The organism is Indioceanicola profundi, from assembly GCF_003568845.1.
Lineage (GTDB): Bacteria > Pseudomonadota > Alphaproteobacteria > Azospirillales > Azospirillaceae > Indioceanicola > Indioceanicola profundi.
The window spans coordinates 202,276-225,088 of record NZ_CP030127.1; the positions used below are offsets into that span (position 1 = coordinate 202,276).

Sequence of the window (22,813 nt, forward strand, 5' to 3'; positions counted from 1 at the left end):
TTTAATTCCGCATACAGCCGCGCGCGTAGCGGCGAGGGAGGAGTTGGTGGGCGTGGGAGGCGTGTTCTTCAGCCGCAACGGCCGTGAATCGGCGATGGGCCGGCGGCTCCGCCGGCGCATGTGGCCGGTGGCCGCGGTTCTGGCCGGTCTGGCCTTTGGAAGCCCGGCCGCAGCACAGGAAACCGGCGGCGGCATGACCCCGATCGGCCCGGCGGTGATCCAGCCGCTCGCCAGCAAATCCCTGATCCTGGACGCGACCCGCGCCGGTGACCGGCTGGTGGCAGTGGGCGAGCGCGGGCACATCCTGCTGTCCGACGATGGCGGGCAGAGCTGGCGGCAGGTACCAGTCCCTGCGGACAGTACCCTGACCGGAGTGCATTTCGCCGACGCACAGCATGGCTGGGCCGTCGGACATGACAGCGTCATCCTCGCCACCAGCGACGGCGGGGAGAGCTGGACCCTCCAGCATGCCATGCCGGAGTGGGAGCAGCCCCTGATGGACGTGCTGTTCACCGATCCCCAGACCGGCGTCGCGGTCGGCGCTTATGGGCTCTATATGGAGACCAGGGACGGCGGCCAGACCTGGGAGGATCGCCGGGTGCTGGAGAGCGAGGACGGCATGGATTTCCACTACAACGCCATCCTCGCCCCCGGGCCGGACCTGCGCCTGATTGCAGGGGAGGCGGGCCTGCTGCTGGTCTCCGCCGACCGCGGCGCCAGCTGGACCCAGCTTGAGAGCCCCTATGACGGCAGCTTCTTCGATGCTCTGGCGCTCGATGAGCGGATCTGGCTGGCTTACGGTCTGCAAGGCCACATCTCCCGCACCGAGGATGGCGGGCAGAGCTGGACCGACGTGCCCAGCCACACCACCGCCGGGCTGATGGGCGGCGCGCGGCTGGAAGATGGCCGTGTCGTCCTGGTCGGGCTCCAGGGCGTCGTGCTGACCAGTGAGGATGGGGGCAGGAGCTTCACCCTGTCCCAGCGTGGCGACCGCGTCGCCCTGGCCGATGCCGCCGTGGCCGCCAACGGGGACCTGATCCTGCTGGGTGAGCAGGGCGCCCTGCCGCCGATCCCGGCCGCTTCCCATAAGACTGGCGCCATGCTGGGCGCCGCCCCGGCCGGCACCGCCGCCCCGTCCCGCCTCTGAGTATCCCGGAATGCCGCAACCATTTCTGACTCGCGTCGAGAACCGGATTTTCAAGCACCGGACGGTCGTGCTCGCCCTCTTCGCCATCGCCACCTTGTTCATGGGCTGGCAGGCGTCCCAGCTGCGCGTCGATGCGGGGTTCGAAAAAGGGCTTCCGCTGGACCACCGCTATATGGAGACCTTCCTCCAGTATCAGGCGGAGTTCGGCGGGGCCAACCGCATCATCGTCGCCCTCTCGGTAGATGAAGGGGATATCTACACCCCCGAATTCATGACCCGGCTGAAGAAGGTGACCGACGAGGTCTTCTTCATTCCCGGCGTAAACCGCGCCACCGTGACCAGCCTTTTCACCCCCAACGTCCGCTTCGTGGAGATCACGCCGGAAGGGTTCGCTGGCGGCAACGTGGTGCCGGCGGAGTTCCAGCCCGACGAGAAATGGCTCCCCGTCGTCCGTGAAAACGTTTTGAAATCCGGGCAGGTCGGGCGTCTCGTGGCGGAGGATTTCACCGCCGCCATCGTAAGCGCCCAGCTTGTCGAAACCGATCCGCGCACCGGCCAGAAGCTGGACTATATGGAGGTGGCCGACAAGCTGGAGGCCATCCGCACAAAGTTCGCGGACGAGCAGATCGACATCCACATCATCGGCTTCGCCAAGGCCATCGGCGATATCGCCGATGGCGCGGCCAGCGTGGTGATGTTCTTCGCGCTCGCCTTCGTCATCACGGCCGTGCTGGTCTATGCCTATGGCAAGTCCTTCCGGATGATGGCGGCCCTGCTGCTGGTCTCGCTCAGCACCGTGGTCTGGCAGTTCGGCATGCTGGTCCTGATGGGCTTCGGCATCGACCCGCTATCGATCCTGGTGCCGTTCCTGGTCTTCGCCATCGCCATCAGCCACGGCGTGCAGAATGTCGGCACGATGGCGCAGGAGATCGGCAAGGGCGCCAGCGCCTACACGGCCGCGCGCACCAGCTTCAGCCGTCTGATGGTTCCCGGCAGCTCCGCCCTGATCACCGACGCCATCGGCTTCCTCACCATCGCCATCATCCAGATCAAGATGATCCAGGAGTTGGCCATCGCCGCCTCGCTGGGCATGGCCATCATCATCCTGACCCATCTGATCATCCTGCCGGTGGTGTTCAGCTATCTGCCGCTGGGCGACAACTACCGCCGGCGGGTTGAAGGGTCGGTGGGCCGCTTCGACAAGGTCTGGAGCTGGTTCTCCATCTTCGCCCGGCCCAAAGGCGCCATCGCGATGCTGGCCATCGCGGCCGTGGTCTTCGCCTGGTCCTGGGATACGCAGAAGAACATGACCATCGGCGACACCGAGGCCGGCGTGCCGGAGCTGTGGCCGGACAGCCGCTACAACCAGGATGCCGCCCTGGTGGTCGACCGCTTCTCCATCGGCACCGATGTGATCCAGGTGATCGCGGAAGGGCCGGCGAACGGCTGCATCGACCATGGCGTGGTGAACCATATCGACAACTTCACCTGGGCCATGAACAACGTGCCCGGCGTGCAGAGCGCCATGTCGATGCCCACCGTCATGAAGACGGTGAATTCCGGCTGGAACGAGGGGAACCTGAACTGGCGGGTTCTGCCGCGCAACAGTCAGGTGCTGGTCCGCACGGCGTCTCCCATCGAGACGTCGACAGGCCTCCTGAACGCCGATTGCTCGGTGATGCCGGTGATGATCTTCACCGAGGACCACAGGGCGGAAACCATCGACCGGGTGGTCCAGGCGGTAGAGCGCTTCGCCGCGGAAAATCCGTCGGATCAGGTCACCTTCCGTCTCGCCACCGGCAATGTCGGCGTTATGGCCGCCACCAACCAGGCGGTCACGGCGGCAGAAAAGCCGATGCTGCTGCTGGTCTATGTAACCGTGATCGTCTTCTGCCTGATCACCTTCCGCTCCATCGTCGGCTCCATCGCCACGGTGCTGCCACTGGTGGTGGTGTCGATCCTGACCAACGCGCTGATGACCAAGCTCGGCATCGGGCTGAAGATCTCCACCTTGCCGGCGGCGGCGCTGGGCGTCGGCATCGGCGTGGATTACGGCCTCTATATCTTCAACCGGCTGCAGTCCTACGTGAAGCACGGGCTGACCTTCCCGGAAGCCTATTACCGCACGCTCCAGGAAACCGGCAGCTCCGTGCTCTTCACCGGCCTGACGCTGGCCATCGGCACGGCCACCTGGATGTTCTCCTCCCTGAAGTTCCAGGCGGACATGGGTGTGCTTCTGACCTTCATCTTCTTCGCGAACATGGTGGGGGCGGTGGTGCTGCTGCCGGCCGTGGCCGGCCTGCTCTACAGGCTCTTCCCCCGGCTCTACGAGGCGGAGGTACGTCGGGCCAGCAAGATGGAGTTCTCCGAACATTGAAGGCAGACGCGGGCGGCCCTGGCGGTCGTCCGCGATCCACTAGAACTGGTCCAGGGAGGACACGCATGAGCGATACCGTCGAAAATCGGCCCGCCACCGCTGATATCCCTGGGCACGAGGCGGAAGCCCGCGCCCGCTTCACCGCCATGACGGACGGCACGGCGGAAGATTGGGGCATTATCTCCAGCCACTTCATGCCCTATGCCGCCAAGCTGCCGGAGCGGGTGATGACCCATCTGCGGCTACTGGACGGCGATTACGGCGGCTTCCCCGTGGACCGGCTCGCCCACTCCACCCAGACCGCCACGCGGGCGCTGCGCGACGGCCGGGATGAGGAGTATGTGGTTTGCGCCCTGCTGCACGACATCGGCGACACGCTGGGCAGCTTCAATCACCCGGACATCGCAGCCGCCATCCTCCGCCCCTTCGTGTCGGAGCGGAACCTGTGGATGGTGGAGCAGCACGGCATCTTCCAGGGCTACTATTTCTTCCACCATCTCGGCCTGGACCGCGACCTGCGCGAACGCTTCCGCGGCCATCCGCATTTCGAATACACGGCCGAGTTCTGCGAGAAATACGATCAGGCCGCCTTCGACCCCAATTACGAAGGCCTGCCGCTGGAAACCTTCGAACCGATGGTGCGGCGGGTCATGGCGAAGCCGGTGCGGAGCATTTACGCGAAGTAGAGACCTTTTCCCGCCGCCAGCCTGAGGCGCGGCGAACCGGTTTCGAGCATGGGGCCTCCGTCCCTTCGGCAGCGTGTCACAGGCTGTGGCTTACCGGTCGCCTTCATGGTGAGCGGAAGGCGCTGGTGAGCTTCATCGCCTCTTGTACCTTCATGATCTGCTGGCCTACACTGAGCAGCCCGCCATCCTCGATAAACACGCCGCGGCCGCCAACCGATCTAGGCAGACCGGGCTGCTTCGTGCTCTGCTGACCGGGCGGCAGCGGATGCGGGAGGTCGGAGCATGACCGTGTTGACTGTGCCTGGGGCAACCGGCAGCCGGCCCGCCTTGCTGCGTCGATTCCTGCTGCGCTGGACCGTGCGTACTCTGGTAGCGGTCACGTGGGGCAGCGCGGCGATTTTTGCAGTCTACATCCTGGCCCATTACGGCGGTGCGGCCCTGACTGGCACGCTGGGCGACTGGAACCGGACCCTGCCGCGGCTCTATGAGCCGGGGTCGCTCGCGGCGACGCTCGGAGTCGGGCTGCACTTCGCGGCCGGGGCCATTCTGCTGCTGCTGGGACCGGTTCAACTGCTGGGCGGCGTGCGCCGGCGCTTCCCCGCCTTCCACCGGTGGTCGGGCCGGGTCTATGCCGCCGCTGCGGTCACTGCCGGGGCGGGCGGGCTGGGCTATATCGCCCTCAAGCGCACCGTGGGCGGTCTCGTCATGAATCTGGGCTTCGGCCTCTATGGCGCGCTGACCGTGTTGGCAGCGGTGCAGGCAGTCCGGCATGCCAGGGCAGGCCGGTTCGAGCGGCACCGGGCCTGGGCCGTCCGCCTGTTCGCGCTGGCAATCGGGTCCTGGCTGTACCGGATGTATTACGGGTTCTGGTCGGTCCTCGCCGGCGGGGCAGGCCATACGTCAGGCTTTGACGGACCGTTCGACATGGTCATGGCCTTCTTCTTCTATGTGCCGAACCTGCTGGCGGCGGAATTGTTCATCCGGGCGCATGCAGGCCGGAAAGCCTCTCCCGCCATGCAGGCGGCCGCCGTTCTGGTGCTGGCCCCCGCTGCTGGCTTTCTGCTCATCGGCACCTACTACTTCACCCGGCTCTACTGGGGACCCGGAATCCTGGCGAAGCTTCCAGCTCTTTGAACTCAGCGCCTGGGACATGCCGCCGCACCGACGAGGTATGTCGTCGGGCGTAGTATTGTAACAAGCAGCGTTGCCGCCACATGCGGGCGCGGGCGGGGAAATTCGGCAGATTGGCACTGCAAGGTCGCGGGATTCGGCTGAAATTGCATCCGCAGGTCTGGTGATTCCCGTCACACCACCACGCAGAATAATCTGGTTGCGTTGCACAAGATGCATGTTGCGATGCAACATGTCACAGGGGCAAAGCCGGCCGAATGGTCTATATAGGGGTCATGTTCACCCCTCACTCGGAGGCTTCCATGCTGACCCGTACCCGTTCCGCCCTTGGGATCGCCGCTCTGGTGTGCGCCGGTCTTCTGGGCTCCTCCATCGCCAATGCCGCCCCGGCCGCGGAACTCCGCCAGGGCCAGGCCTACACGGTAAGCGCCAATGGGCGCAGCGCCGTCGTCTACTTCACCGCCACGAATGACGGCTTCACCGTCGTCGCCACGGCGGCCGACAATCTGGATGGCGCCGCCAATCTGCGCACCGTCTACAGCCTCGCTGAGGGCCAGAGCGTTCTGCTCCAGGTCGATGGCCAGACCGACCGCGTCATGCTGACCCGCGTCGGCGACCGTCTGCAGGTCAATCCGGCCGGCGTGATCGGGAGCTGATAAGGCGCAACGCAGCGACGTCTCCGTCCGTTGCGCGGTGTAGCGACCCACAAGAAGGGCCGCCGGTTCATGCCGGCGGCCCTTTTCGTTGCGGATCAGTCGCCGGAGGCGGTCTGCCCGCCTTCCATGGGGCTGATGCGCCAGACGCCGCCGTCCTGCTGGTCGGTGACGACATAGATGGCGCCGTCTGGCCCCTCCGTCACATCGCGGATGCGGGCCGCCAACGGCAGGCGTTCGACTTCCTGCGCGCTGTTCTGCCCGTCGATGCTGACGCGTACCAGGGCGGTGGCGCTCAGCCCGCCGATCAGGGCCGTGCCCTGCCATTCGGGGAAGAGGTCTCCGCCATAGAAGATCATGCCGGAGGGGGAGATCACCGGCGTCCAGTGCATCACCGCATCGGCGAACTCGGGCCGTCCGGTCGGGTCCGGGATGTCCTTGCCGTCATAGTGGCTGCCCCAGCTCACATCCGGCCAGCCATAGTTCTTGCCGGCTTCCGGCCGGTTCAACTCATCCCCGCCCAGCGGCCCCATCTCCGCAACCCAGAGGGCGCCGGTATCGGGATGAATGGCCGCCGCCTCGATGTTGCGGTGACCATAGGACCAGATGGCATCGTCCTTGCCGTCCTCGCCCACGAACGGATTGTCCTGCGGGATGCTGCCGTCCTTGTTCAGGCGCACGATGGTGCCCAGCGTGTTGGACGGGTCCTGGGCGGGGTCGAACTGGAACCGCTCCGCCAAGGCCAGGAAGATGTGTCCGTCCGGCGTGAACGCGATACGGTTGCCGAAATGCTTTGATCCGTCGATCTTCGGCTCCTGTCGGAAGATCACCTCGAAATTCTCGATCCCGCCGTCGGTCAGGGTGCCGCGGCCCAGGGCCGTGCCGGCCTTGCCGCTCTCATCCTGTTCGGCGAAGGACAGATAGATGGTGCGGTTGCTCGCGAACTCCGGATCGATGCCGATATCCATCAGCCCGCCCTGGTCCTTCGCGAACACCTCGGGCGTGCCGTCCAGCGGTTCGGACAGGCTGCCATCGGTGTTCAGGATGCGCAGCCGTCCCGGCTTTTCCGTCACCAGGGCGCGGCCGTCGGGCAGGAAGGCGATGGCCCAGGGTTTCTCCAGCCCGCCCACGACCTCCTCCACCTTGACCGGGCCGGCAGAGGTCATCAGGCTGTCCGTGCCGCTGGGCAGGTTCTGCTCGTCGCCAGGCAGCGTCTGGGTGGTCTGGGCTGCGGCGGGAAGGGCCAGGGCGGCCAGGATGGCGATGGCGGATGCTGTGGAAGCATAGCCCATTGAAGTCCTCCAGGGTCCGGCTGAATCAGCGCCGGGCATGTGGCAGGGCGCACCGCAGGCCGGTGCGGCTACGGCGGTTTTGGCCCCCACAACAGGGCGATGCGGCATGTGTTCCTGTCTTCAGGCATTCGCCAGGACGGCGAGCGCACGGACGCTGTGCAGGGTGCGGGCCGCCACGGGCGTGCCCAGCAGCCGCTCCAGCGGCAGGTTCGTGAAGGGGGAGCGGGCGACATCCTCCCCATAAAGAACGTAAACCTCACGCCCCGACACGCATACAGGCTCCGGCCCGCGATAGGTCTCCAACGTCCGCACCCCGGCCGGATCGGGATCGCCGGCCAGGAAGGTGATCGACACCCGGCTGGGGCTGGCATCGGGCGGGAAGGGGACACGGGCCAGGATGTTGCGCAGCTCCTCGCCCCGGCGCAGGATCACCGCCGGGCGCACGCCCCAGCCCGCCAGCGCCGTATCGGCGACCAGCGCCGCAACCTCCCTCTCCGGGCGCTCGCCAGGATCGAGCAGGAGGTTGTTGCCCTGATAGGCGCGCGCAGCGGCTAGCCCCAGTGCGTCCAGCCGTGCCGCCAAGCCGGCCGCCGGCACCGGAATACGGCCGCTCCGGTCGGGGAAGGGCAGCAGGACGGCAAGCCGCGCCATCTATTGTGCAGGAGCAGGTGAGGTCGCGGCCAACTCGGATTCCGCCCGGCGCAGCAGATCCCGGTCGTCATGGTCCCAGGGATGGAAGCCGGGGCGGTAGAAGGACAGGTAAGGCTTCAGGATGGCAGGAACCAGACCGGGCCGGGCGAACAGGAATTTCAATGTGCGCCACCAGGTTCCGGCGTTGCGGATGCCGTCCTGCTGGTAGAAATCGGCCATGTCGGTCTTGCGGTATTTGATGAAGTTCCAGGTGACCAGCAGCATGACGCGCACCCGGATGCTCCATCGTCTGAAGGCGGAGAGATTGCGGGTGACGTGGAGATAGGTGTCGTAGGCCACGGCCTTGTGCTCCACCTCCTCCAGCGCATGCCAGAGCCAAAGGCGGCGGACCTCGTCGGGCGCGCCTTTCAGATGCCGTGGGTCGGCCAGGATGGCGTGGGCGATGATGGCGGTGAAATGCTCCAGCGCGATCGTCACCGCCAACTGCGCCACCGGGTGCCGGGCGCGGGAGAGATCCAGCCGCGCCTTGGTTCCGGCCTCCATCCGGCTGATGTCGTAGCCATGGTCGGTGACCTGCCGGTTGAAGGCGACATGCTCACGGGTGTGCAGCGCCTCCTGCTTGATGAAGGCGGCGATCTGCTCCTTCAACTCCGGCGGAACCTCATCCTTGAAGTGGCGCACGGATTCGATGAAGAAGCCCTCGCCCTGCGGGAAGGTTACGGACAGGGCGTTGTAGAAGGTGGTCGCCACCGGGTCCCCGCCCAGCCACCAACGCGGGTTCGCAGCTCCGCGGCCGAAGGCGATATTGCGCGGCGTGATGGTCAGGTCGGCAGGGGTCGCGACGCTGGGCGATGCTGCGGGGCTCATGGGCACCTCCTCCAGTCTCAAACTAGCGATCATTGCGGCAACGGGAAACGGCCCGGGCGGATGAACCCCGCCCGGGCCGTCTCAGCACCGGGCCGGCGCGCGAGGGGTCAGCTCGTCATCTCAGCGCGGAGATGCGGGCGGGCGCTGAAGAACAGCGCCGCCGACAGCACAGCGACGCCGCCGGTGACGATCAGGGCCCAGCGCAGCCCGTCGGCAGCGCCCATGCTGCCGGCGAAAGCGTCACTGACCAGACCGACGGAGAGTGGGCCCAGGCCTAGCCCGATCATGTTCACCAGGAACAGCAGCACGGCCACTGCCGTCGCCCGGCTGCGCGGCCGGACCAGCCCCTGCACCGCGGCATAGATCGGCCCATACCAGAGCGAGTTCATCATCACCGGGATGCCCAGCACCAGGATGGAGAGCAGGGTGCTGTCCACCAGCATGGCCTTCAGGAAGAAAGGCACGCCGATAAAAGCGCCGTAGGCCGGGATCGACAGGTAGCCGGCCACGTCTGTGCGCGCGGCACGATCAGCCAGATGCCCGCCCAGATAGGTGCCGGCGGCCCCGAATATGCCGATCATCAGACCGAGCGCCGTGCCCAGGAAGCCGGCAGCTCCCATGGAAAGGCCTGTCGCCGCATCGACCATCGCCGCCAGTTCCGTCAGGCCCTGGCCATGGTTGCGGAAATAGAAGGAGCCGAGGAAGGCCACATGGCCGTAGGCGACGAAGCTGACCAGGGATGCCCCGATGGCGATGCGCCAGAAGGCCTTCTTACCCCGCAACTCCGTGAAGGCGTCGCGTAGATCCGGCGTTTCCACCGGTGCCGAGGCCCGCGCCTGGGTGCGCGGCTCCCTGAGGGTGGCCCAGGCGATGATAGCCAGCAGCAGGCCCGGCAGGCCAGCCACCAGGAAGGCCGTGCGCCAGCCGAACTCGTCGGCGATCAGCCCGCCGAGCGCCATGCCCGCTAACGTGCCCAGCGGGATGCCCAGTGAATAGAAGGCCAGGGCCGAAGCCCGCTTCTCCTTGGGCGTATAGTCTGTGATCAGGGAATGGGCGGGCGGGGTCAGCCCGGCCTCGCCCACCCCGACGCCGATGCGGGCGGCCAGAAGCTGGGCGAAGCTGGCGGCATATCCGCAGGCCACGGTGAACAGGCTCCATACCGCGACCGAGACCGAGATGATGCGGACCCGGTTCTTCCGTTCCGCCAGGCGGGCGATGGGAATGCCCAACACGCTGTAGAACAGGGCGAAGGACAGGCCGGTCAGCATGCCGAGCTGCCAGTCGGCAAGGCCCAGGTCACGCTTGATCGGCTCCGCCAGGATATTGACCACCTGACGGTCCAGGAAATTCAGCGTGTAGAGCCCCAGCAGCAGCCAGGCGGCATAGATGCGGTAGGGCTTGGACACCGGTTCGGCCGTAAAAGGCCGGATATCGGCTTTGGTGAAAACGGTATGTGGCGTCGCACCATCGGCGGCCGCCTGGGTCGAGGTCATGCGCTATCCTCCCTGGTCGCGCCGGCCGCCGGTTATCCGGTCGGCCCATTTTCCCTGAGGCGCCACTGCGGGGCGGATTGTTCCGCTTCTCCGGCCATGACACCCGATCCAGCTGATAGGGTACGTGTAGAGGGTGGTTTGGAAACCCGCTTTGCGAGCTCTCCCCTAAATAGTCGCTTCCCGGCTTTCGAAAATGCGGTTTGTCCTTCAGCGTAGCCCGTGGTTAGGATGACGGCAAGCTTCGATGAAACGGAAGGGAGGAAATCCGCAATGTCCTTGTTCGATCTCGGCGGTAAGACCGCGATCATCACCGGCTCGTCCCGCGGCATCGGCCGCGCGATTGCGGAGCGAATGGCGGAGCAGGGGGCTAGGGTCGTCATCTCGTCCCGCAAGGAGGGGCCGTGCCAGGAGGTGGCGGACGCCATCAATGCCCGCCATGGCGAAAGCCGGGCCATTGCCGTGCCCGCGAACATCTCCGCCAAGGCCGATTTGCAGGCGCTGGTGGGCCGGACCATGGAGGCGTTCGGGCGCGTGGACGTGCTGGTCTGCAACGCCGCCAGCAATCCCTATTACGGTCCCATGTCCGGGATCGAGGACGACCAGTTCCGCAAAATCCTGGAGAATAACGTCATCGCCAACCACTGGCTGATCGGCATGGTGGCGCCGCAGATGATCGAACGGAAGGACGGGGCAATCATCATCGTCAGCTCCATCGGCGGAATGCTGGGCTCGCCCGTCATCGGCGCCTACAACATCTCCAAGGCCGCGGACTTCCAACTGGCCCGCAATCTCGCCGTCGAGTACGGGCCGCACAATGTCCGGGTCAACTGCATCGCCCCCGGCCTGATCAAGACCGACTTCGCCCGCGCTCTGTGGGAAGACCCGAACACGCTGAAGCGGGTCACCGCTACCACGCCTCTGCGCCGCATCGGAATTCCGGACGAGATTGCCGGGGCTGCCGTGTTCCTGGCCAGTGCCGCCGGAACCTACATGACCGGGCAATCCATTGTGGTGGATGGCGGAGTCACGATTGGCCATTGATGAGCGGACCGGCCTTTCCGTCAGGACACCTGTACCGACGGAATAGTCACAGTTTGATATTGGTGCAGTCCGCCGATCTGGAGTAACGAACAAGAGGGAGAAGCGTCCAAAAGGTAAAAAAATGAACGCGAAGGCACTGCCCGCACTTTTGGTTGTGTGTATAATGCTGGTTTCAGGGTGCGGGACTTCAGATGATGAAGTCGCGTACAGATATGAAGGCTCGACCGAGGCCGCTTTGAGCGACAACATCATCGGCCGGCCGCTTGCAGAAGCACGGCAAGCCGCGGGCGGCGCGCCGTCCGTGCAGGAGCAGCTGCCGGACGGAAGCCAGGTGCTGATCTGGACCCGCGCCAACGTGCATCGCGGCCTCGGCGAGGCGGTGTCCTGCCAGGAAAGGATCACGGCGCTGGGCGGCGTGGTCCAAAGCTACAGCCGGATTGGCGACGGCTGCTGATCCCCGAGCGGCGAGACGATAGGGAAGAAATGCCCCGGCGGCCGGCTGTGCTGGCTGCCGGGGCATTCCTCAGACCTTGAATATACCCCGTTTTAGGTACTTGCCCCGGTGTGAACTCGCCGCGATTGTGCGCGCCTTTGGAATTGGGCGATTGCCCGCTCCCGGAGCCGCTCTGTGTTGCATGTTCTTATCGCCGAAGACGAACCGTTGGTACGCGAGATGTTCGCGCAGTACCTGACCCGGGCGGGATACCGCGTCACTCAGGCCGATGATGGCGCCCATGGGTTGGCGCTTATCGAAGACGATCCGGCCGACATCATCATCACCGATTTCAAGATGCCGCGCATGAACGGGGCGGACTTTCTCCGCGCTGCGCGCGCGAGACGCCCCGGCACGCCAGCCGTCGTCATCAGCGCCTTCGGGCATGAGGTCGGGCGGCTGGAAAGCCTCGGCGACGGGGAGACGCGCTTCTGTGGCAAGCCCGTCAGCCCAAAGGTCTTGTGCCATACGGTGGAGGAGCTCCTCAGTCGCCGCTTCGGCCCGGCCGCCGTCCCGGACTGCCGCTGATCACCCCTCATGCCAGAAGCCGGGTGTCCTCCGCGGCTCCCGCCGGTCGGTCCGGCGGTTGAGCGCGGCACGAACCCGGTCGGCCAGTTCGGTGCGGCGGTAGGGCTTGCTCAGCACGTCCATGTACGCTGTCCGCGGCTTGTCTTCCATCGGCTCGTCCGCGTAGCCGGTCGTCAGAAGCACGCGGATATCGGGAAGCCGCTCACGCACCTGCTCCGCCAGCACCAGCCCGTTCATGCCGCCCGGCATGACGAGATCGCTGAACAGCAGGTCAATGCCAAGTTCCCGCTCTACGATCTGCAGCGCCTCTTCCCCACTGCGGGCGGATAGAACGCGGTAGCCCAGCTTGCGGAGATAGGATTCCGCCAGCTGTCTCGTGTCATCATTATCCTCAACCACCAGCACGGTTTCCGCGCCCGCAAGGGGCGGCTGCACGGGCCCCTGCTCCTCCTCCCGCGATGCCTCCGCAGCGCGCTCTGGCGGGGCTACGGGGAAGATCATGCGAACGGATGTGCCGCGGTCCCGTTGACTGGTGATGTCCAGCCGCCCGTGCGACTGCTGCGTGAAGCCATGGACCATGGCAAGGCCCAGGCCGGTGCCCAGGTTCTTGGTTGTGAAGAACGGCTCCGTCGCGCGCTGCAGCACCTCCGGCGGCATGCCTTGGCCTTCATCATGGACGCACAGCACGACATATTCGCCGGGCGGCAGATGGTGGGCCGGCGCATTGCCGTTGAGGTGCAGCCGCGCCGTCGCCACGGTCACCCTGCCGCCGTTCGGCATCGCGTCACGGGCGTTGATGAGCACATTCAGCAGTGCCATCTCCAAATGGACCGGGTCCAGTGTGCAGGAGGGCAGCCCCGGCTTGAGGTCCAGCCGAAGGTCCACCCGGTCGCCAAGCGTCCGGGTCAGCATCTCGCTGAACTCGACGATCAGCGCGTTGAGGTTGACGCGCTTCGGCTCCAGCCGCTGCTTGCGGGCGAAGGTCAGCAATTGCTGCGTCAGCTTGGCGCCCTGCTGGGCGGCGCGATCGGCATTCTCCAGCGCGCGCCGGGCCCGGACGGGGTCGACCGCCAACTCCTCCCCGATGATCTCCAGATTGCCTGTGATGACCTGGAGCAGGTTGTTGAAGTCATGGGCCAGACCGGCGGTTAGCTGGCCGATGGCCTCCATCTTCTGCGCCTGTCGGAAGCTCTGCTCCGAGGTGCGCCGCCGCGTCACATCCATCTGGGAGGAGAAGAAGTAGAGGAGCTTGCCCTGCTGGTCGAAGATCGGGCCGATGAACAGCGCATTCCAGAAGGGTGTACCGTCACGCTTGTAGTTCAGCACGTCGACAGCGATGGCCCGTTGCTCCTGCACGGCTGAGCGGACTTCAGCAATGGTCTGCCGATCCGTCTGCGCGCCCTGCAGGAACCGGCAGTTCCGGCCTAGCACCTCCTCCTCCTCATAGCCGGTCAGGTCCAGAAATGCGCGGTTGACGAAGACGATAGGATCATCGGGAAGATTCGGGTCGGTGACGACCATCGGCATGCGGGTCATCTCGACCGCCGCGAAGAAGACGGTTCCGCGGTCATCCAGCCCGGGACGGCTGATCTGGCTTTTCTGCCAGTGCCGCAGCCCCGGCGCACCCAGGGGAGAATAGCTCTGGCCTTCATGCGCGCCGCCCGCGGGCGTGCCGATGCTCTGGCCCTCACCCTGTACGTCCTTGGATGGCACCTCGACGGGCTTGTCCGCAGGGTTGTGCCTCTTCTGATCCGTCATCCGCGGTTTTCGCCTTTCGCTTCGTTGCCGGAGCGTCAACGCGAAATCAGCCCAGGTGTGCCACTGCGGCTGTCGGCGCTGGCTCTATGTGCCGCAGAAGGTACGGTAAATACCCCCGCCGGGGGGCGGCGGGTCGGCGTAGTGGGCGAAGTCCGCCTGGTCGTCGTAGGGGGCGGAGAGAACGGTGAGCAGCTCCTCGAAGGGGCCGAAATCCTCCCGCTGAACCGCCGCTTCGATCACGGCCTCGACGCGGTGGTTGCGGGGAATGAAGGCGGGGTTGGCGCGCCGCATCGCGGCGCGTCGGCTGGCGGCGTCCTGCGGCTCCTCGGCCAGCCGCTGCCGCCAGCGCCCGGCCCAGCCGTCATAGGCGGCCCCGTCCTCGAACAGGCTGCGCACGGCGGCATCGGCCGCGGAATCAGCGGCGGCATCGCCGAGGCGGCGGAAGGTCAAGGTGAAGTCCGCCTTGTTGGCGGCCATGCGCTCCAGCAGGTCCTGCGCCAGGGCGCGGTCCTCCTCACGCTCCTCCGCCAGCCCCAGCTTGCGACGGAGCCCGCCGAGATAGGCGGTGTTGAAGCGGTCGGCGAAGCTGGTCAGCGCCTCGTTCGCCTGCGCGATGGCCTCATCCTCATCATCGCTGAACAGACCCAGCAGGCACTCTGCCAGCCGCGCCAGGTTCCATTGGGCGATGCCGGGCTGATTGCCATAGGCGTAGCGGCCGTGCCGGTCGATGGAGCTGAAGACCTGGGTGGGATTGTAGGTGTCGATGAATGCGCAGGGGCCGTAATCGATGGTCTCGCCCGAGATCGACATGTTGTCGGTGTTCATGACCCCGTGGATGAAGCCGACCTGGAGCCACTGCGCCACCAACTGCGCCTGCCGGGCGACGACGCCCTCCAGAAAGGCGCGATAGGGCTGCGAAGCCGCGGCCGCATCCGGATAATGGCGGGCGATGGCGTAGTCGGCTAGCCGGCGCACCGCCTCCACATCGCCGCGGGCAGCGAAATACTGGAAGCTGCCGATCCGGATATGACTGGCGGCGATACGGGTCAGCACAGCGCCCGGCAGGCTGGTCTCCCGCTCCACGACCTCCCCCGTGGTCGCGGCGGCGAGCGCGCGGGTGGTCGGGATGCCGAGCGCCGCCATGGCCTCGCTGACCAGATACTCGCGCAGCACCGGCCCCAGCGCCGCCCTCCCGTCGCCGCCGCGGGAGAAGGGCGTGCGGCCGGAGCCCTTGAGCTGGATATCGCGCCGCTGCCCGTCCGGGGCCACCACCTCTCCCAGCAGGATCGCCCGCCCGTCGCCGAGCTGGGGCACGAACCCGCCGAACTGATGGCCGGCATAGGCCAGGGCAATCGGCTCGGCGCCTTCGGGGATGCGGTTGCCGGCGAAGATTTCCGCCGCTTCCGGCCCCGACAGCGCCTCGGGGTCGAGCCCCAACTGCCGGGCCAGATCGTGGTTCAACTTGATCAGCCGGGGGGCGGAGACGCGCGTGGGCTGGACGCGGGCGAAGAATTGGTCCGGCAGCCGGGCATAGCTGTTGTCGAACGGGATATGAACCGTCATCACTGTCCCCTTATTGGGCAAGACCTTGTCAACAGCCGTCGGGCCGCGATGATGCGGTCTTGGGGAACAGGATGTGCCGGAACGGGTCCGGTCAGCGCAACACCCCCATGAACAACGGCTTCGCCAACAGGTCGGGGGCCGTGTCGCAGGTGGCGTCGGGGGCCCAGCGTTCAAGGTTGGCGGCAAGGTTGACCATGCCGTTGACCAGCCGGCCGGCAATGAACGGGTCCACCGGGCGCACGCTGCCGTCTTTCAGCCCATCCACCACCCAGGTGGCATAACGCTCCGCCAGCCGGCCCATCGTATCCTCAAGGTCGGGGCGGATCGCCTCCGGCACGGCATTCAGGGCGGTGTAGCGCAGCAGCGGACCGCGGCTGGAAAGCTGGTGCCGCACCAGCGTGTCGGCGGCGGTGCAGAGCCGGGTCCAGGCGCTGCCCTCCGCCTTCGCGGCGGCCCGCTGGACCCGGCGGATCACGTCGAAGCTGCGCTGGAAACAGGCGGCGACCAGATCGTCCTTTGTGTCGTTGTGGTGGTAGAAAGCGCCCTTGGTCACGCTGAGGCGTGAGGAAATCTTCTCCACCGACGCCCCGTGATAGCCCTGCTCATTGATGAGCTGGGTGGCGGCGCGCAGGAAGGCGTCGCGCGTATCCTCCGCCGGCGGCTCCAGCTCCGCCAATGCGCCGGGCGCCCAGGAAGCTCCGGCCGCCCCCATGCCGCCGATCAGGATGTCGGCCATGCGCGCCGCCGCCGGGGCGTAATCCTCCACCTCGTAGCGACGGACCCATTGGCGCGCCTCCAGCACCAGGGAGAAGACCAGATGCGTTCGGGAATTCTGCTCCGTCCGCGACAGCCCGCTCTGGCCCCAGAGCAAGGCGCGGGTGCGCCGGAACAGGGCGTTGAAGGCGGCGAATACCTCCTCCGCCATCGGCCCGGTCAGGGCGCGGATGTCGTAGAAGCTGATCGGTTCCGGCATCTCGCCGGTATCGACCGCCGCGGCGGCGGAGAAATAGAGCTGCAGCATACGCTCCAGCCGCGCCTCCGCGCCGGCCTCCCGCTCCGCCTCCTCCAGCATGGCATTGATCTGGGCCATGGCGCGCAGATAGCAGGCGGCCGCCAGCTCCTCCTTGCGCTTGTAATAGTAGGTGACGCTGGTGGTGCTCAGCCCCACGCTCTCCGCCACGTCGGACAGGGTGGCGCCCTTCAGGCCCTTGCGGTTGAACAGGCGCGCCGCGGCATTCAGGATCAGTTCCTGCTTCTTCTGGAACCGGCGGGTCTGGACCGGCGGGGCCGGTACGGCGGGGGGTGGGGCGATTGTCACGTCTGCCGTTCTGGTTTCTTATTTTGAAGAGGCGGTTTGCGGTTCTCTGCTGCTCAAGCTACCCGCACTTCGGGCAGACCGCAAGGTTCCAGGACTACATCGGTCAGGCATACTGGATTTTCGAAGATACGGTTTGAACAGGCGCAAAGCGGTGCTAGGCTGTGGGCAGACAGACATCTTCCCGGCGCTCAGCCGTTCGAACCAGCAGGACCGCCATGGACTTCTCCCTCTCCGACCGTCAGCGTGAATACCGCGACCGGGTGCGCGCCTTCATGGATGCGCATATCTACCCGAATGTCGAGACCTACAACAGGCAGCTCGACGGATTCGGCCAGGACCGCTGGCAGGTCATCCCGATCATCGAGGAGCTGAAGCCCAGGGCGCGCGAGGCTGGCCTGTGGAACCTGTTCCTGCCCCCGTCGGAGCACGATACCGATGCCTATCACGGGGCCGGGCTGACCAATCTGGAATATGCGCTCTGCGCCGAGGAGATGGGCCGGGTCGGCTGGGCGTCGGAAGTGTTCAACTGCTCCGCTCCCGATACCGGCAACATGGAGGTGCTGCACCGCTACGGCACCCCGGCGCAGAAGGAGCAGTGGCTGCGCCCGCTGCTGCGGGGGGAAATCCGCTCCGCCTTCCTGATGACCGAACCGCAGGTGGCGTCCTCCGACGCCACCAACATCGAGACGTCGATCCGGCGGGACGGCGACTCCTATGTCGTCAACGGCCGGAAATGGTGGTCGTCGGGAGCCGGGGACCCGCGCTGCAAGGTCGCCATTGTCATGGGCAAGACCGATCCCACTGCCGCCCGGCACGCCCAGCAGTCCCAGATCCTGGTGCCGCTGGACGCCCCTGGCGTGACCATCAAGCGCATGCTGCCCGTCTTCGGTTATGACGACGCCCCGCACGGCCATGCCGAGATCGTGCTGGAGGATGTGCGGGTACCGGCGGAGAACCTGATCCTGGGCGAGGGGCGCGGTTTCGAGATCGCGCAGGGCCGCCTCGGCCCCGGCCGCATCCACCACTGCATGCGCACCCTGGGCGCCGCGGAATCGGCGCTGGAAGCCATGGTGAAGCGGCTGCTGACCCGTGAGGCCTTCGGCAAGCGCGTCGCCGAGCATTCGGTGTGGGAGCAGCGGGTGGCCGAGGCCCGCATCGACATCGAAATGGCGCGCCTGCTCTGCCTCAAGGCCGCAGACATGATGGACAAGGTCGGCAATAAGGTGGCCCGGCTGGAGATCGCCATGATCAAGGTGGCGAGCCCGCGCATCGCGCTTAAGGTGATCGACGACGCCATCCAGGCCCATGGCGGCGCCGGTGTCTCCGACGATTTCAACCTTGCCAAGGCCTATGCCCATGTCCGCACGCTGCGCCTGGCCGATGGCCCGGACGAGGTGCACAACCGCAGCATTGCCCGGCTTGAATACGCCAAATACACGAACCGGGCGCACTGACCGGCGTTGCGCCGGGGCGGGTTGATCCCACCCCGGCCCGCCCCGGCCTGCGTGCAGGGTTCTACTGGCGGGTTCCCTGCAGCAGCGCGGTGACGAATGCCGTTTTGGACGGTGCATGCACTGCCAGAAGCTTTTCCAGCCGGGCGCGGATCGCCTCCGCCTCCGCTCCGCTGCGGCGCTCCAGCGCATGCAGCGTGTCGAACTTCTCCGCAGCGGCCAGCCCGGCCGCTTCCGCCTTGAACCGCTTGCCGACAGCTGCGTAATCCTGGGCGGCTTCGGCGATGGCGGACCTGATCGCCCCCTCGTCGAAGCTCGTCCGGATGTCCGGCAGGTCGAAGCGGTAGCGGCCATCCTGCGGGACCATGTTTTCGTATGTCATGCGGAACATCTCATAGTCGGGAACGGCCTTTTCCCAGTTGGCTGTCAAGGCCGGAAGCTCGTAGCGCCAGCCATGTCCCCAGACGGCATATTCCTCCGCCGGCAGCCCCTGGCCCACCAGCCTGGTCAGCAGTAGATCGTAGGCGAGCTGCGCCTCGAACAGGCGGCGCAACGCCGGTTCGTACTGTGCGCGGTTGAAAGCAAGGTCCTCCTCGGTGACCGGGGCGAATTCCGGCTCCGGCGGTGCGGCCGCCTGCTCGGCCTGCGCCTGCTCCAGCCCGGTCACCATCATGGCGATCTGCGCCTCGTTCAGCATGCCGAGCTGCTGCTCAAGCTGGGGACGCGCCAGCGGCCGGAGATCCGGCTCCATGGCGGCCAGCATGCGCTCCAATGCCGCTTGCTGATAGGGCTTCAGGGCCGCCTGCGCCGCACCGGGCAGCAGCAGGGAAAGGCAGAGGGCGGCGGCGGAAAGGTGAAGGCGGCGCATGGCATCCTAGTCCTGGAACGATGGGGCGGGCCTGTTGTGCCCGCATGCCATGTCCGTCGGATTGCGCCTCTGTTTCAGGCCGATGTCATCGGTCCGTCCTGCGCCAGTACGGCATCTGCCAGGATGGCGGGGCCGAAGCGCACCGGGTCGGTGGCCGGCAGGTCGGTCTCTGCCGTGGCCCGGGCGATTTCGGCCCGCGCCGCCGCCTCGTCCAAATGGTGGGTGTTCAGGCTGACGGCCACGATGCGCGCGGTCCTGTTGGTGACCCGCGCCGCCACCTCATGCGCCGCGATGGTCTCGGCCAGACCCGGCACAGCGAAATGGGGCAGGCCGCGCATATGGGGGCGGCGCGGCTCGTGGCAGAGGATCATGGCATCCGGCTGGCTGCCATGGACCAAAGCGGTTGTGACCCCGGCATAGCTGGGGTGGAGCACGCTGGCCTGCCCCTCCACCACGTCCCAATGGTCGGGATCGTTGGCGGGACACAGCGCCTCCACGGCGCCGGCCACGAAGTCGCTGACCACCGCGTCCACCGACACGCCGCTGCCGGCGATCAGGATGCCGGTCTGGCCGGTGGCGCGGAAATCTACGTTGCAGCCGCGCCGCTTCATCTCCGCAGCCACGGACAGGGCGGTGAACATCTTGCCGACCGAGCAGTCGGTGCCCACCGTCAGCAGCCGCTTGCCTGGCCGCCTGAGGCCGGTGGCGATGGCGAACTCGCTCCGCGGATGCCGGACGTCGTGAATGGTCCGTCCGTTCGCTTCCGCTGCCCGTGCCAGCTCAGGGATCGCGGCCAGCCGTTCATGCAGGCCGCTGGCCAGATCGTAGCCAAGCTCCAGCGCCTCCTGCATCAGCGCCATCCAGGCCGGGTCGGTCCGTCCGCCGCGGTTGGCCACGCCCACCAGCAGGGTGCGGGCGCCGCGCTCCAGGCCCTGGCGCAGATCCAGGTCCGGCAGGTCCAGATCCACGGTGCAGCCCGGCAGCCGCATCTGACCCACGCAGGCCTCCGGCCGCCAGTGCCGCACCCCGATGGCCGTTTTGGCGGTCAATGGATCGGATGCGCTGCCGATGAACAGCAGATAGGGCAAGGCGATGGTGGGGATCGCCATGGAGGTAACTCCTTGCGATTCAGCCCTTCATCAAGCCGCAATGCGGGCAGCCTGCCAACCCTGCCGGAGGTGGCAGCCCGCGTGCGTTTATTCCGGCTTCTCCGACCGGGGCTTGCGGGCGCTCGACAGGCCGCCGATGCTGGATTCCAGGCGCGCCCGCTCCTCCGGCGACAGGTCGGCGGGGGAAATGCTGCGCATGGGCTGCGGGTCCGCGGGGTGCCAGTTCCATTCCCATGGGCCGACCTTCTGGGTGGACCGCCTCTTCGGCTTCTGCTCGGCGGTCTGTTCGGCCTTCTGCTCGGGATTGGGATCTTGCTTCGGACCGTCCTGTTCCACGCTGACTGCTCCTGACACTACGGAACGCTGCCCCAGATCGCGGGCGGCACCCAGGTTCAACCGTCAGGACGTGGAAGGATTGCGGCGGCGGTCAGACCGTCAGCGTATTGCGGCCGAGCTGTTTGGAGCGGTAGAGCTTGGAATCGGCCAGCCGGATCATCTCCCGCGGGTCGGCCATGCCGGGCGAGAAACCGGTCAGCCCGCCGCTCACCGTCACCACCTGATGGGCGCTGCCTTCATGGCGCAGGCCAAGATCCTGGGCGGCCTTGACGATGCGATGGGCGACAGGGCGGGCGGCGCGCTCATCCACGTCGTTCAGGATCACCGCGATCTCCTCCCCGCCGACTCGGTAGACGCGGTCCCCGCCTCGGACCAGCGCGATGAAGCACTGGACGACCCCGCGCAGCACATTGTCGCCGGCATCGTGCCCATAGATATCGTTGTAGCGCTTGAAATGGTCCACGTCGCACAGCAGCAGCGAGAAGTGGCCCCCGCCTTCCTTCGCCCGCTCGAACGCCAGTGCTAGATCCTGGTCGAAGGCGCGGCGGTTGAAGGCGCCGGTCAGCCCGTCCTTCAGGCTCAACTCCGACAGGCGGGCATTCGCCGCCTCCAGCGCCTGCGTGCGGGCGGAGACGAGCGATTCAAGCTTCTGGCTGCCGTCGCGCACCCGCACCGTCATCTCCCGGAAGGACCGGGCCAGGAGCCCGATCTCCGACGGGTCGCCGACAGGCAGGGGGAAGCGGCCATCGGCAATGCTGTCATAGTCGCCCGCCGCCATACGCTCGCACGCCGTCTCCAGCGCGGCGATCGGATGGGCAACGCGACCGCGCAGCACGAGAAAGACGATGGCGATCAGCAGGGCGAACAGGGCAAGGGAGATCACCACGATGGCGCTGGCCGCCTGATGCGCCGTGGCTGCCACCAGATGCTTCGGGTAAATGGCGGCATAGGTCCAATCCGGCCCGTCGATCCGGGTGATGGCGACCCAGGCCTCCCGGTCCTTGTCGCTGACCACGCGCACGGCCCCGTTTCCCTGCGGCGGCTCGGCGGTGACCTGCTCGTAGATCCAGCTCACCCCCGGATTGCCCAGCTTGGCGACCGGCACGGTGCCCAGGGCCTGCTTGTCGCTGCTCAGCAGGTCGGGGCCGGCGACAAGGTGTCCATCGCCGGTGATGACCAGATTGACCGCCCCGTCCAGGCGGCTGCGGATCAGCTGCTCCACCAGATCGGTCAGTGTGATGTCGAAGCTGGTATTGGCCAGATGCCGCCCATCCGCATCAATGGGAAGCTGGTAGGTGACAGTCCAGCTTCCGGCAGTCTCATCGTAATAGAGCGGGGTCCAGACCGGCCTGCGGTCGGGATTATGAGCCACCAGCGTCGCCATCAGCGTGGTGAAATCGGTCATCCGAAGATCGGCCCGCGCCTTGAGCCCCCATGGCTCCGCCGGCCAGTGGATGATCAGCGCATTCTCCGGCAGGGAGACATGGAAATTGGTGAAGCGGGGCAGCCAGCCCGGCCCGTACTGGCTTACCAGCTTGGTGATCAGCACCAGCCGCCGCCGCAACTCCGCATCGAACGTGACGACATTGTTGCCGACGAAGCCGCTGGTGCCGGCCTGGGGCAGGCCATCCTCCCCGGCACGGCCGGTGAAGAAGTCTTCCCGCAACCGGGTGGCGCCCTCGCTGTCGCGGGCGAACCAGTCATCGAATGGCGGATCGGGCAGGACGGTCGGATCGGCGTAGAGGGTGAGGAAGCGGTCGCGCCATGCGGCGGCATTCTCCTCCGCCAGCCGGAAAATTTCCGCTTCCCGCTCCGCCTGCTCCACAAGCTGTGCCGTCAGAAGGCTCAGCGCCTCAGCTTCCTCCCGGCGGTAGACATACTCATAGCCAAGCGCCGTAATGCCCAGCACCACCGGCACCGCCCAGAGCGTCAGCCGCCAAGCCACCTCGGCAAGAAGGGAACGGCTGGGGGATGGGGAAGGCATGGTGGCATACGACCGTAAGCAGTAGCCAGACCTGCATAGCCCTGGATCGCTTCGTAATCAACGTTTC

At 66.6% G+C, this 22,813-nt stretch carries 20 protein-coding genes; 9 read left to right on the forward strand and 11 right to left on the reverse strand.

Annotation, left to right across the window (positions count from 1 at the left end; genetic code table 11):
- The first annotated feature begins 46 nt into the window (after positions 1–46).
- The 5 genes from DOL89_RS17310 to DOL89_RS17330 all read left to right on the forward strand — a co-directional run bounded on the left by DOL89_RS17310 (position 47) and on the right by DOL89_RS17330 (position 5,997).
- Entirely contained in the window at positions 47–1,147 is a 1,101-nt protein-coding gene (locus DOL89_RS17310; protein ID WP_225890024.1) for a WD40/YVTN/BNR-like repeat-containing protein, read from the forward strand.
- 10 nt (positions 1,148–1,157) lie between these two features.
- Positions 1,158–3,524: an efflux RND transporter permease subunit gene (locus DOL89_RS17315; protein WP_119680633.1), complete on the forward strand. Its 2,367-nt coding sequence runs from the start codon at positions 1,158–1,160 to the stop codon at positions 3,522–3,524.
- Between the two features lie 65 nt (positions 3,525–3,589).
- Positions 3,590–4,210, forward strand: coding sequence for an HD domain-containing protein (locus tag DOL89_RS17320; RefSeq protein ID WP_404813511.1), 621 nt, complete (start codon positions 3,590–3,592; stop codon positions 4,208–4,210).
- 282 nt (positions 4,211–4,492) lie between these two features.
- The gene (locus DOL89_RS17325; RefSeq protein WP_119680634.1) at positions 4,493–5,344 is read left to right on the forward strand and encodes a DUF2306 domain-containing protein; all 852 of its coding nucleotides are present in this window, start codon (positions 4,493–4,495) and stop codon (positions 5,342–5,344) included.
- 299 nt (positions 5,345–5,643) lie between these two features.
- The gene (locus DOL89_RS17330) at positions 5,644–5,997 is read left to right on the forward strand and encodes a hypothetical protein (protein ID WP_119680635.1); all 354 of its coding nucleotides are present in this window, start codon (positions 5,644–5,646) and stop codon (positions 5,995–5,997) included.
- Positions 5,998–6,092: 95 nt separating this feature from the next.
- Here the strand turns inward: DOL89_RS17330 and DOL89_RS17335 are convergent, their stop codons facing one another.
- The 4 genes from DOL89_RS17335 to DOL89_RS17350 all read right to left on the reverse strand — a co-directional run bounded on the left by DOL89_RS17335 (position 6,093) and on the right by DOL89_RS17350 (position 10,297).
- On the reverse strand, positions 6,093–7,286 hold the full coding sequence (locus tag DOL89_RS17335) for a PQQ-dependent sugar dehydrogenase (protein WP_119680636.1): 1,194 nt from the start codon (positions 7,284–7,286) through the stop codon (positions 6,093–6,095).
- A 120-nt stretch (positions 7,287–7,406) separates the two neighbouring features.
- Positions 7,407–7,937 carry a DUF1697 domain-containing protein gene (locus DOL89_RS17340; RefSeq protein ID WP_119680637.1) on the reverse strand — a complete coding sequence of 177 codons (531 nt, stop codon included), beginning with the start codon at positions 7,935–7,937 and terminating at the stop codon, positions 7,407–7,409.
- Positions 7,938–8,804 carry a metal-dependent hydrolase gene (locus DOL89_RS17345; protein ID WP_119680638.1) on the reverse strand — a complete coding sequence of 289 codons (867 nt, stop codon included), beginning with the start codon at positions 8,802–8,804 and terminating at the stop codon, positions 7,938–7,940.
- Positions 8,805–8,911: 107 nt separating this feature from the next.
- Positions 8,912–10,297, reverse strand: a complete 1,386-nt coding sequence (locus DOL89_RS17350) for a spinster family MFS transporter (protein WP_119680639.1) — start codon at positions 10,295–10,297, stop codon at positions 8,912–8,914.
- Between the two features lie 270 nt (positions 10,298–10,567).
- Between DOL89_RS17350 and DOL89_RS17355 the strand changes: the two genes are divergently transcribed.
- From DOL89_RS17355 to DOL89_RS17365, 3 genes are all read left to right on the forward strand, one after another.
- Complete coding sequence (locus DOL89_RS17355; RefSeq protein ID WP_119680640.1) at positions 10,568–11,338, forward strand: SDR family oxidoreductase; 771 nt, start codon at positions 10,568–10,570, stop codon at positions 11,336–11,338.
- Positions 11,339–11,459: 121 nt separating this feature from the next.
- On the forward strand, positions 11,460–11,792 hold the full coding sequence (locus DOL89_RS17360; RefSeq protein ID WP_162937622.1) for a hypothetical protein: 333 nt from the start codon (positions 11,460–11,462) through the stop codon (positions 11,790–11,792).
- A 174-nt stretch (positions 11,793–11,966) separates the two neighbouring features.
- A complete protein-coding gene (locus DOL89_RS17365) occupies positions 11,967–12,359 on the forward strand; it encodes a response regulator (RefSeq protein WP_162937623.1) in 393 nt (130 codons plus the stop codon).
- Here the strand turns inward: DOL89_RS17365 and DOL89_RS17370 are convergent, their stop codons facing one another.
- The 3 genes from DOL89_RS17370 to DOL89_RS17380 all read right to left on the reverse strand — a co-directional run bounded on the left by DOL89_RS17370 (position 12,360) and on the right by DOL89_RS17380 (position 16,998).
- Positions 12,360–14,117 carry a histidine kinase famiy protein gene (locus DOL89_RS17370; protein ID WP_119680643.1) on the reverse strand — a complete coding sequence of 586 codons (1,758 nt, stop codon included), beginning with the start codon at positions 14,115–14,117 and terminating at the stop codon, positions 12,360–12,362.
- 84 nt (positions 14,118–14,201) lie between these two features.
- Positions 14,202–15,680, reverse strand: a complete 1,479-nt coding sequence (locus DOL89_RS17375) for a protein adenylyltransferase SelO (protein ID WP_119680644.1) — start codon at positions 15,678–15,680, stop codon at positions 14,202–14,204.
- A gap of 91 nt (positions 15,681–15,771) precedes the next feature.
- Positions 15,772–16,998: a TetR/AcrR family transcriptional regulator gene (locus tag DOL89_RS17380; RefSeq protein ID WP_119680645.1), complete on the reverse strand. Its 1,227-nt coding sequence runs from the start codon at positions 16,996–16,998 to the stop codon at positions 15,772–15,774.
- 215 nt (positions 16,999–17,213) lie between these two features.
- Between DOL89_RS17380 and DOL89_RS17385 the strand changes: the two genes are divergently transcribed.
- Positions 17,214–18,452 (forward strand): acyl-CoA dehydrogenase family protein, encoded by a 1,239-nt coding sequence (locus DOL89_RS17385; RefSeq protein WP_119680646.1) that lies wholly within the window; start codon positions 17,214–17,216, stop codon positions 18,450–18,452.
- Between the two features lie 61 nt (positions 18,453–18,513).
- On the opposite strand, the gene DOL89_RS17390 is transcribed toward DOL89_RS17385, so the two are convergent.
- The 4 genes from DOL89_RS17390 to DOL89_RS17405 all read right to left on the reverse strand — a co-directional run bounded on the left by DOL89_RS17390 (position 18,514) and on the right by DOL89_RS17405 (position 22,746).
- Positions 18,514–19,317, reverse strand: coding sequence for a hypothetical protein (locus DOL89_RS17390; RefSeq protein WP_119680647.1), 804 nt, complete (start codon positions 19,315–19,317; stop codon positions 18,514–18,516).
- Positions 19,318–19,391: 74 nt separating this feature from the next.
- The gene (gene dgcN, locus DOL89_RS17395) at positions 19,392–20,426 is read right to left on the reverse strand and encodes an N-acetyltransferase DgcN (RefSeq protein ID WP_119680648.1); all 1,035 of its coding nucleotides are present in this window, start codon (positions 20,424–20,426) and stop codon (positions 19,392–19,394) included.
- Positions 20,427–20,513: 87 nt separating this feature from the next.
- Positions 20,514–20,762, reverse strand: a complete 249-nt coding sequence (locus DOL89_RS17400) for a hypothetical protein (RefSeq protein WP_119680649.1) — start codon at positions 20,760–20,762, stop codon at positions 20,514–20,516.
- Between the two features lie 91 nt (positions 20,763–20,853).
- On the reverse strand, positions 20,854–22,746 hold the full coding sequence (locus DOL89_RS17405; RefSeq protein ID WP_119680650.1) for a diguanylate cyclase: 1,893 nt from the start codon (positions 22,744–22,746) through the stop codon (positions 20,854–20,856).
- Positions 22,747–22,813 lie beyond the last annotated feature (67 nt).

Bases quoted from the DNA above. Each gene is read 5' to 3' on its own strand.
- DOL89_RS17375 (WP_119680644.1), bottom strand. From the start codon at position 15,680: ATGACGGTTCATATCCCGTTCGACAACAGCTATGCCCGGCTGCCGGAC.
- DOL89_RS17330 (WP_119680635.1), top strand. From the start codon at position 5,644: ATGCTGACCCGTACCCGTTCCGCCCTTGGGATCGCCGCTCTGGTGTGC.
- DOL89_RS17385 (WP_119680646.1), top strand. From the start codon at position 17,214: ATGGACTTCTCCCTCTCCGACCGTCAGCGTGAATACCGCGACCGGGTG.
- DOL89_RS17325 (WP_119680634.1), top strand. From the start codon at position 4,493: ATGACCGTGTTGACTGTGCCTGGGGCAACCGGCAGCCGGCCCGCCTTG.
- DOL89_RS17355 (WP_119680640.1), top strand. From the start codon at position 10,568: ATGTCCTTGTTCGATCTCGGCGGTAAGACCGCGATCATCACCGGCTCG.
- DOL89_RS17335 (WP_119680636.1), bottom strand. From the start codon at position 7,286: ATGGGCTATGCTTCCACAGCATCCGCCATCGCCATCCTGGCCGCCCTG.
- DOL89_RS17315 (WP_119680633.1), top strand. From the start codon at position 1,158: ATGCCGCAACCATTTCTGACTCGCGTCGAGAACCGGATTTTCAAGCAC.
- DOL89_RS17360 (WP_162937622.1), top strand. From the start codon at position 11,460: ATGAACGCGAAGGCACTGCCCGCACTTTTGGTTGTGTGTATAATGCTG.
- DOL89_RS17345 (WP_119680638.1), bottom strand. From the start codon at position 8,804: ATGAGCCCCGCAGCATCGCCCAGCGTCGCGACCCCTGCCGACCTGACC.
- DOL89_RS17370 (WP_119680643.1), bottom strand. From the start codon at position 14,117: ATGACGGATCAGAAGAGGCACAACCCTGCGGACAAGCCCGTCGAGGTG.
- DOL89_RS17350 (WP_119680639.1), bottom strand. From the start codon at position 10,297: ATGACCTCGACCCAGGCGGCCGCCGATGGTGCGACGCCACATACCGTT.
- DOL89_RS17340 (WP_119680637.1), bottom strand. From the start codon at position 7,937: ATGGCGCGGCTTGCCGTCCTGCTGCCCTTCCCCGACCGGAGCGGCCGT.
- dgcN (WP_119680648.1), bottom strand. From the start codon at position 20,426: ATGGCGATCCCCACCATCGCCTTGCCCTATCTGCTGTTCATCGGCAGC.
- DOL89_RS17405 (WP_119680650.1), bottom strand. From the start codon at position 22,746: ATGCCTTCCCCATCCCCCAGCCGTTCCCTTCTTGCCGAGGTGGCTTGG.
- DOL89_RS17320 (WP_404813511.1), top strand. From the start codon at position 3,590: ATGAGCGATACCGTCGAAAATCGGCCCGCCACCGCTGATATCCCTGGG.
- DOL89_RS17390 (WP_119680647.1), bottom strand. From the start codon at position 19,317: ATGCGCCGCCTTCACCTTTCCGCCGCCGCCCTCTGCCTTTCCCTGCTG.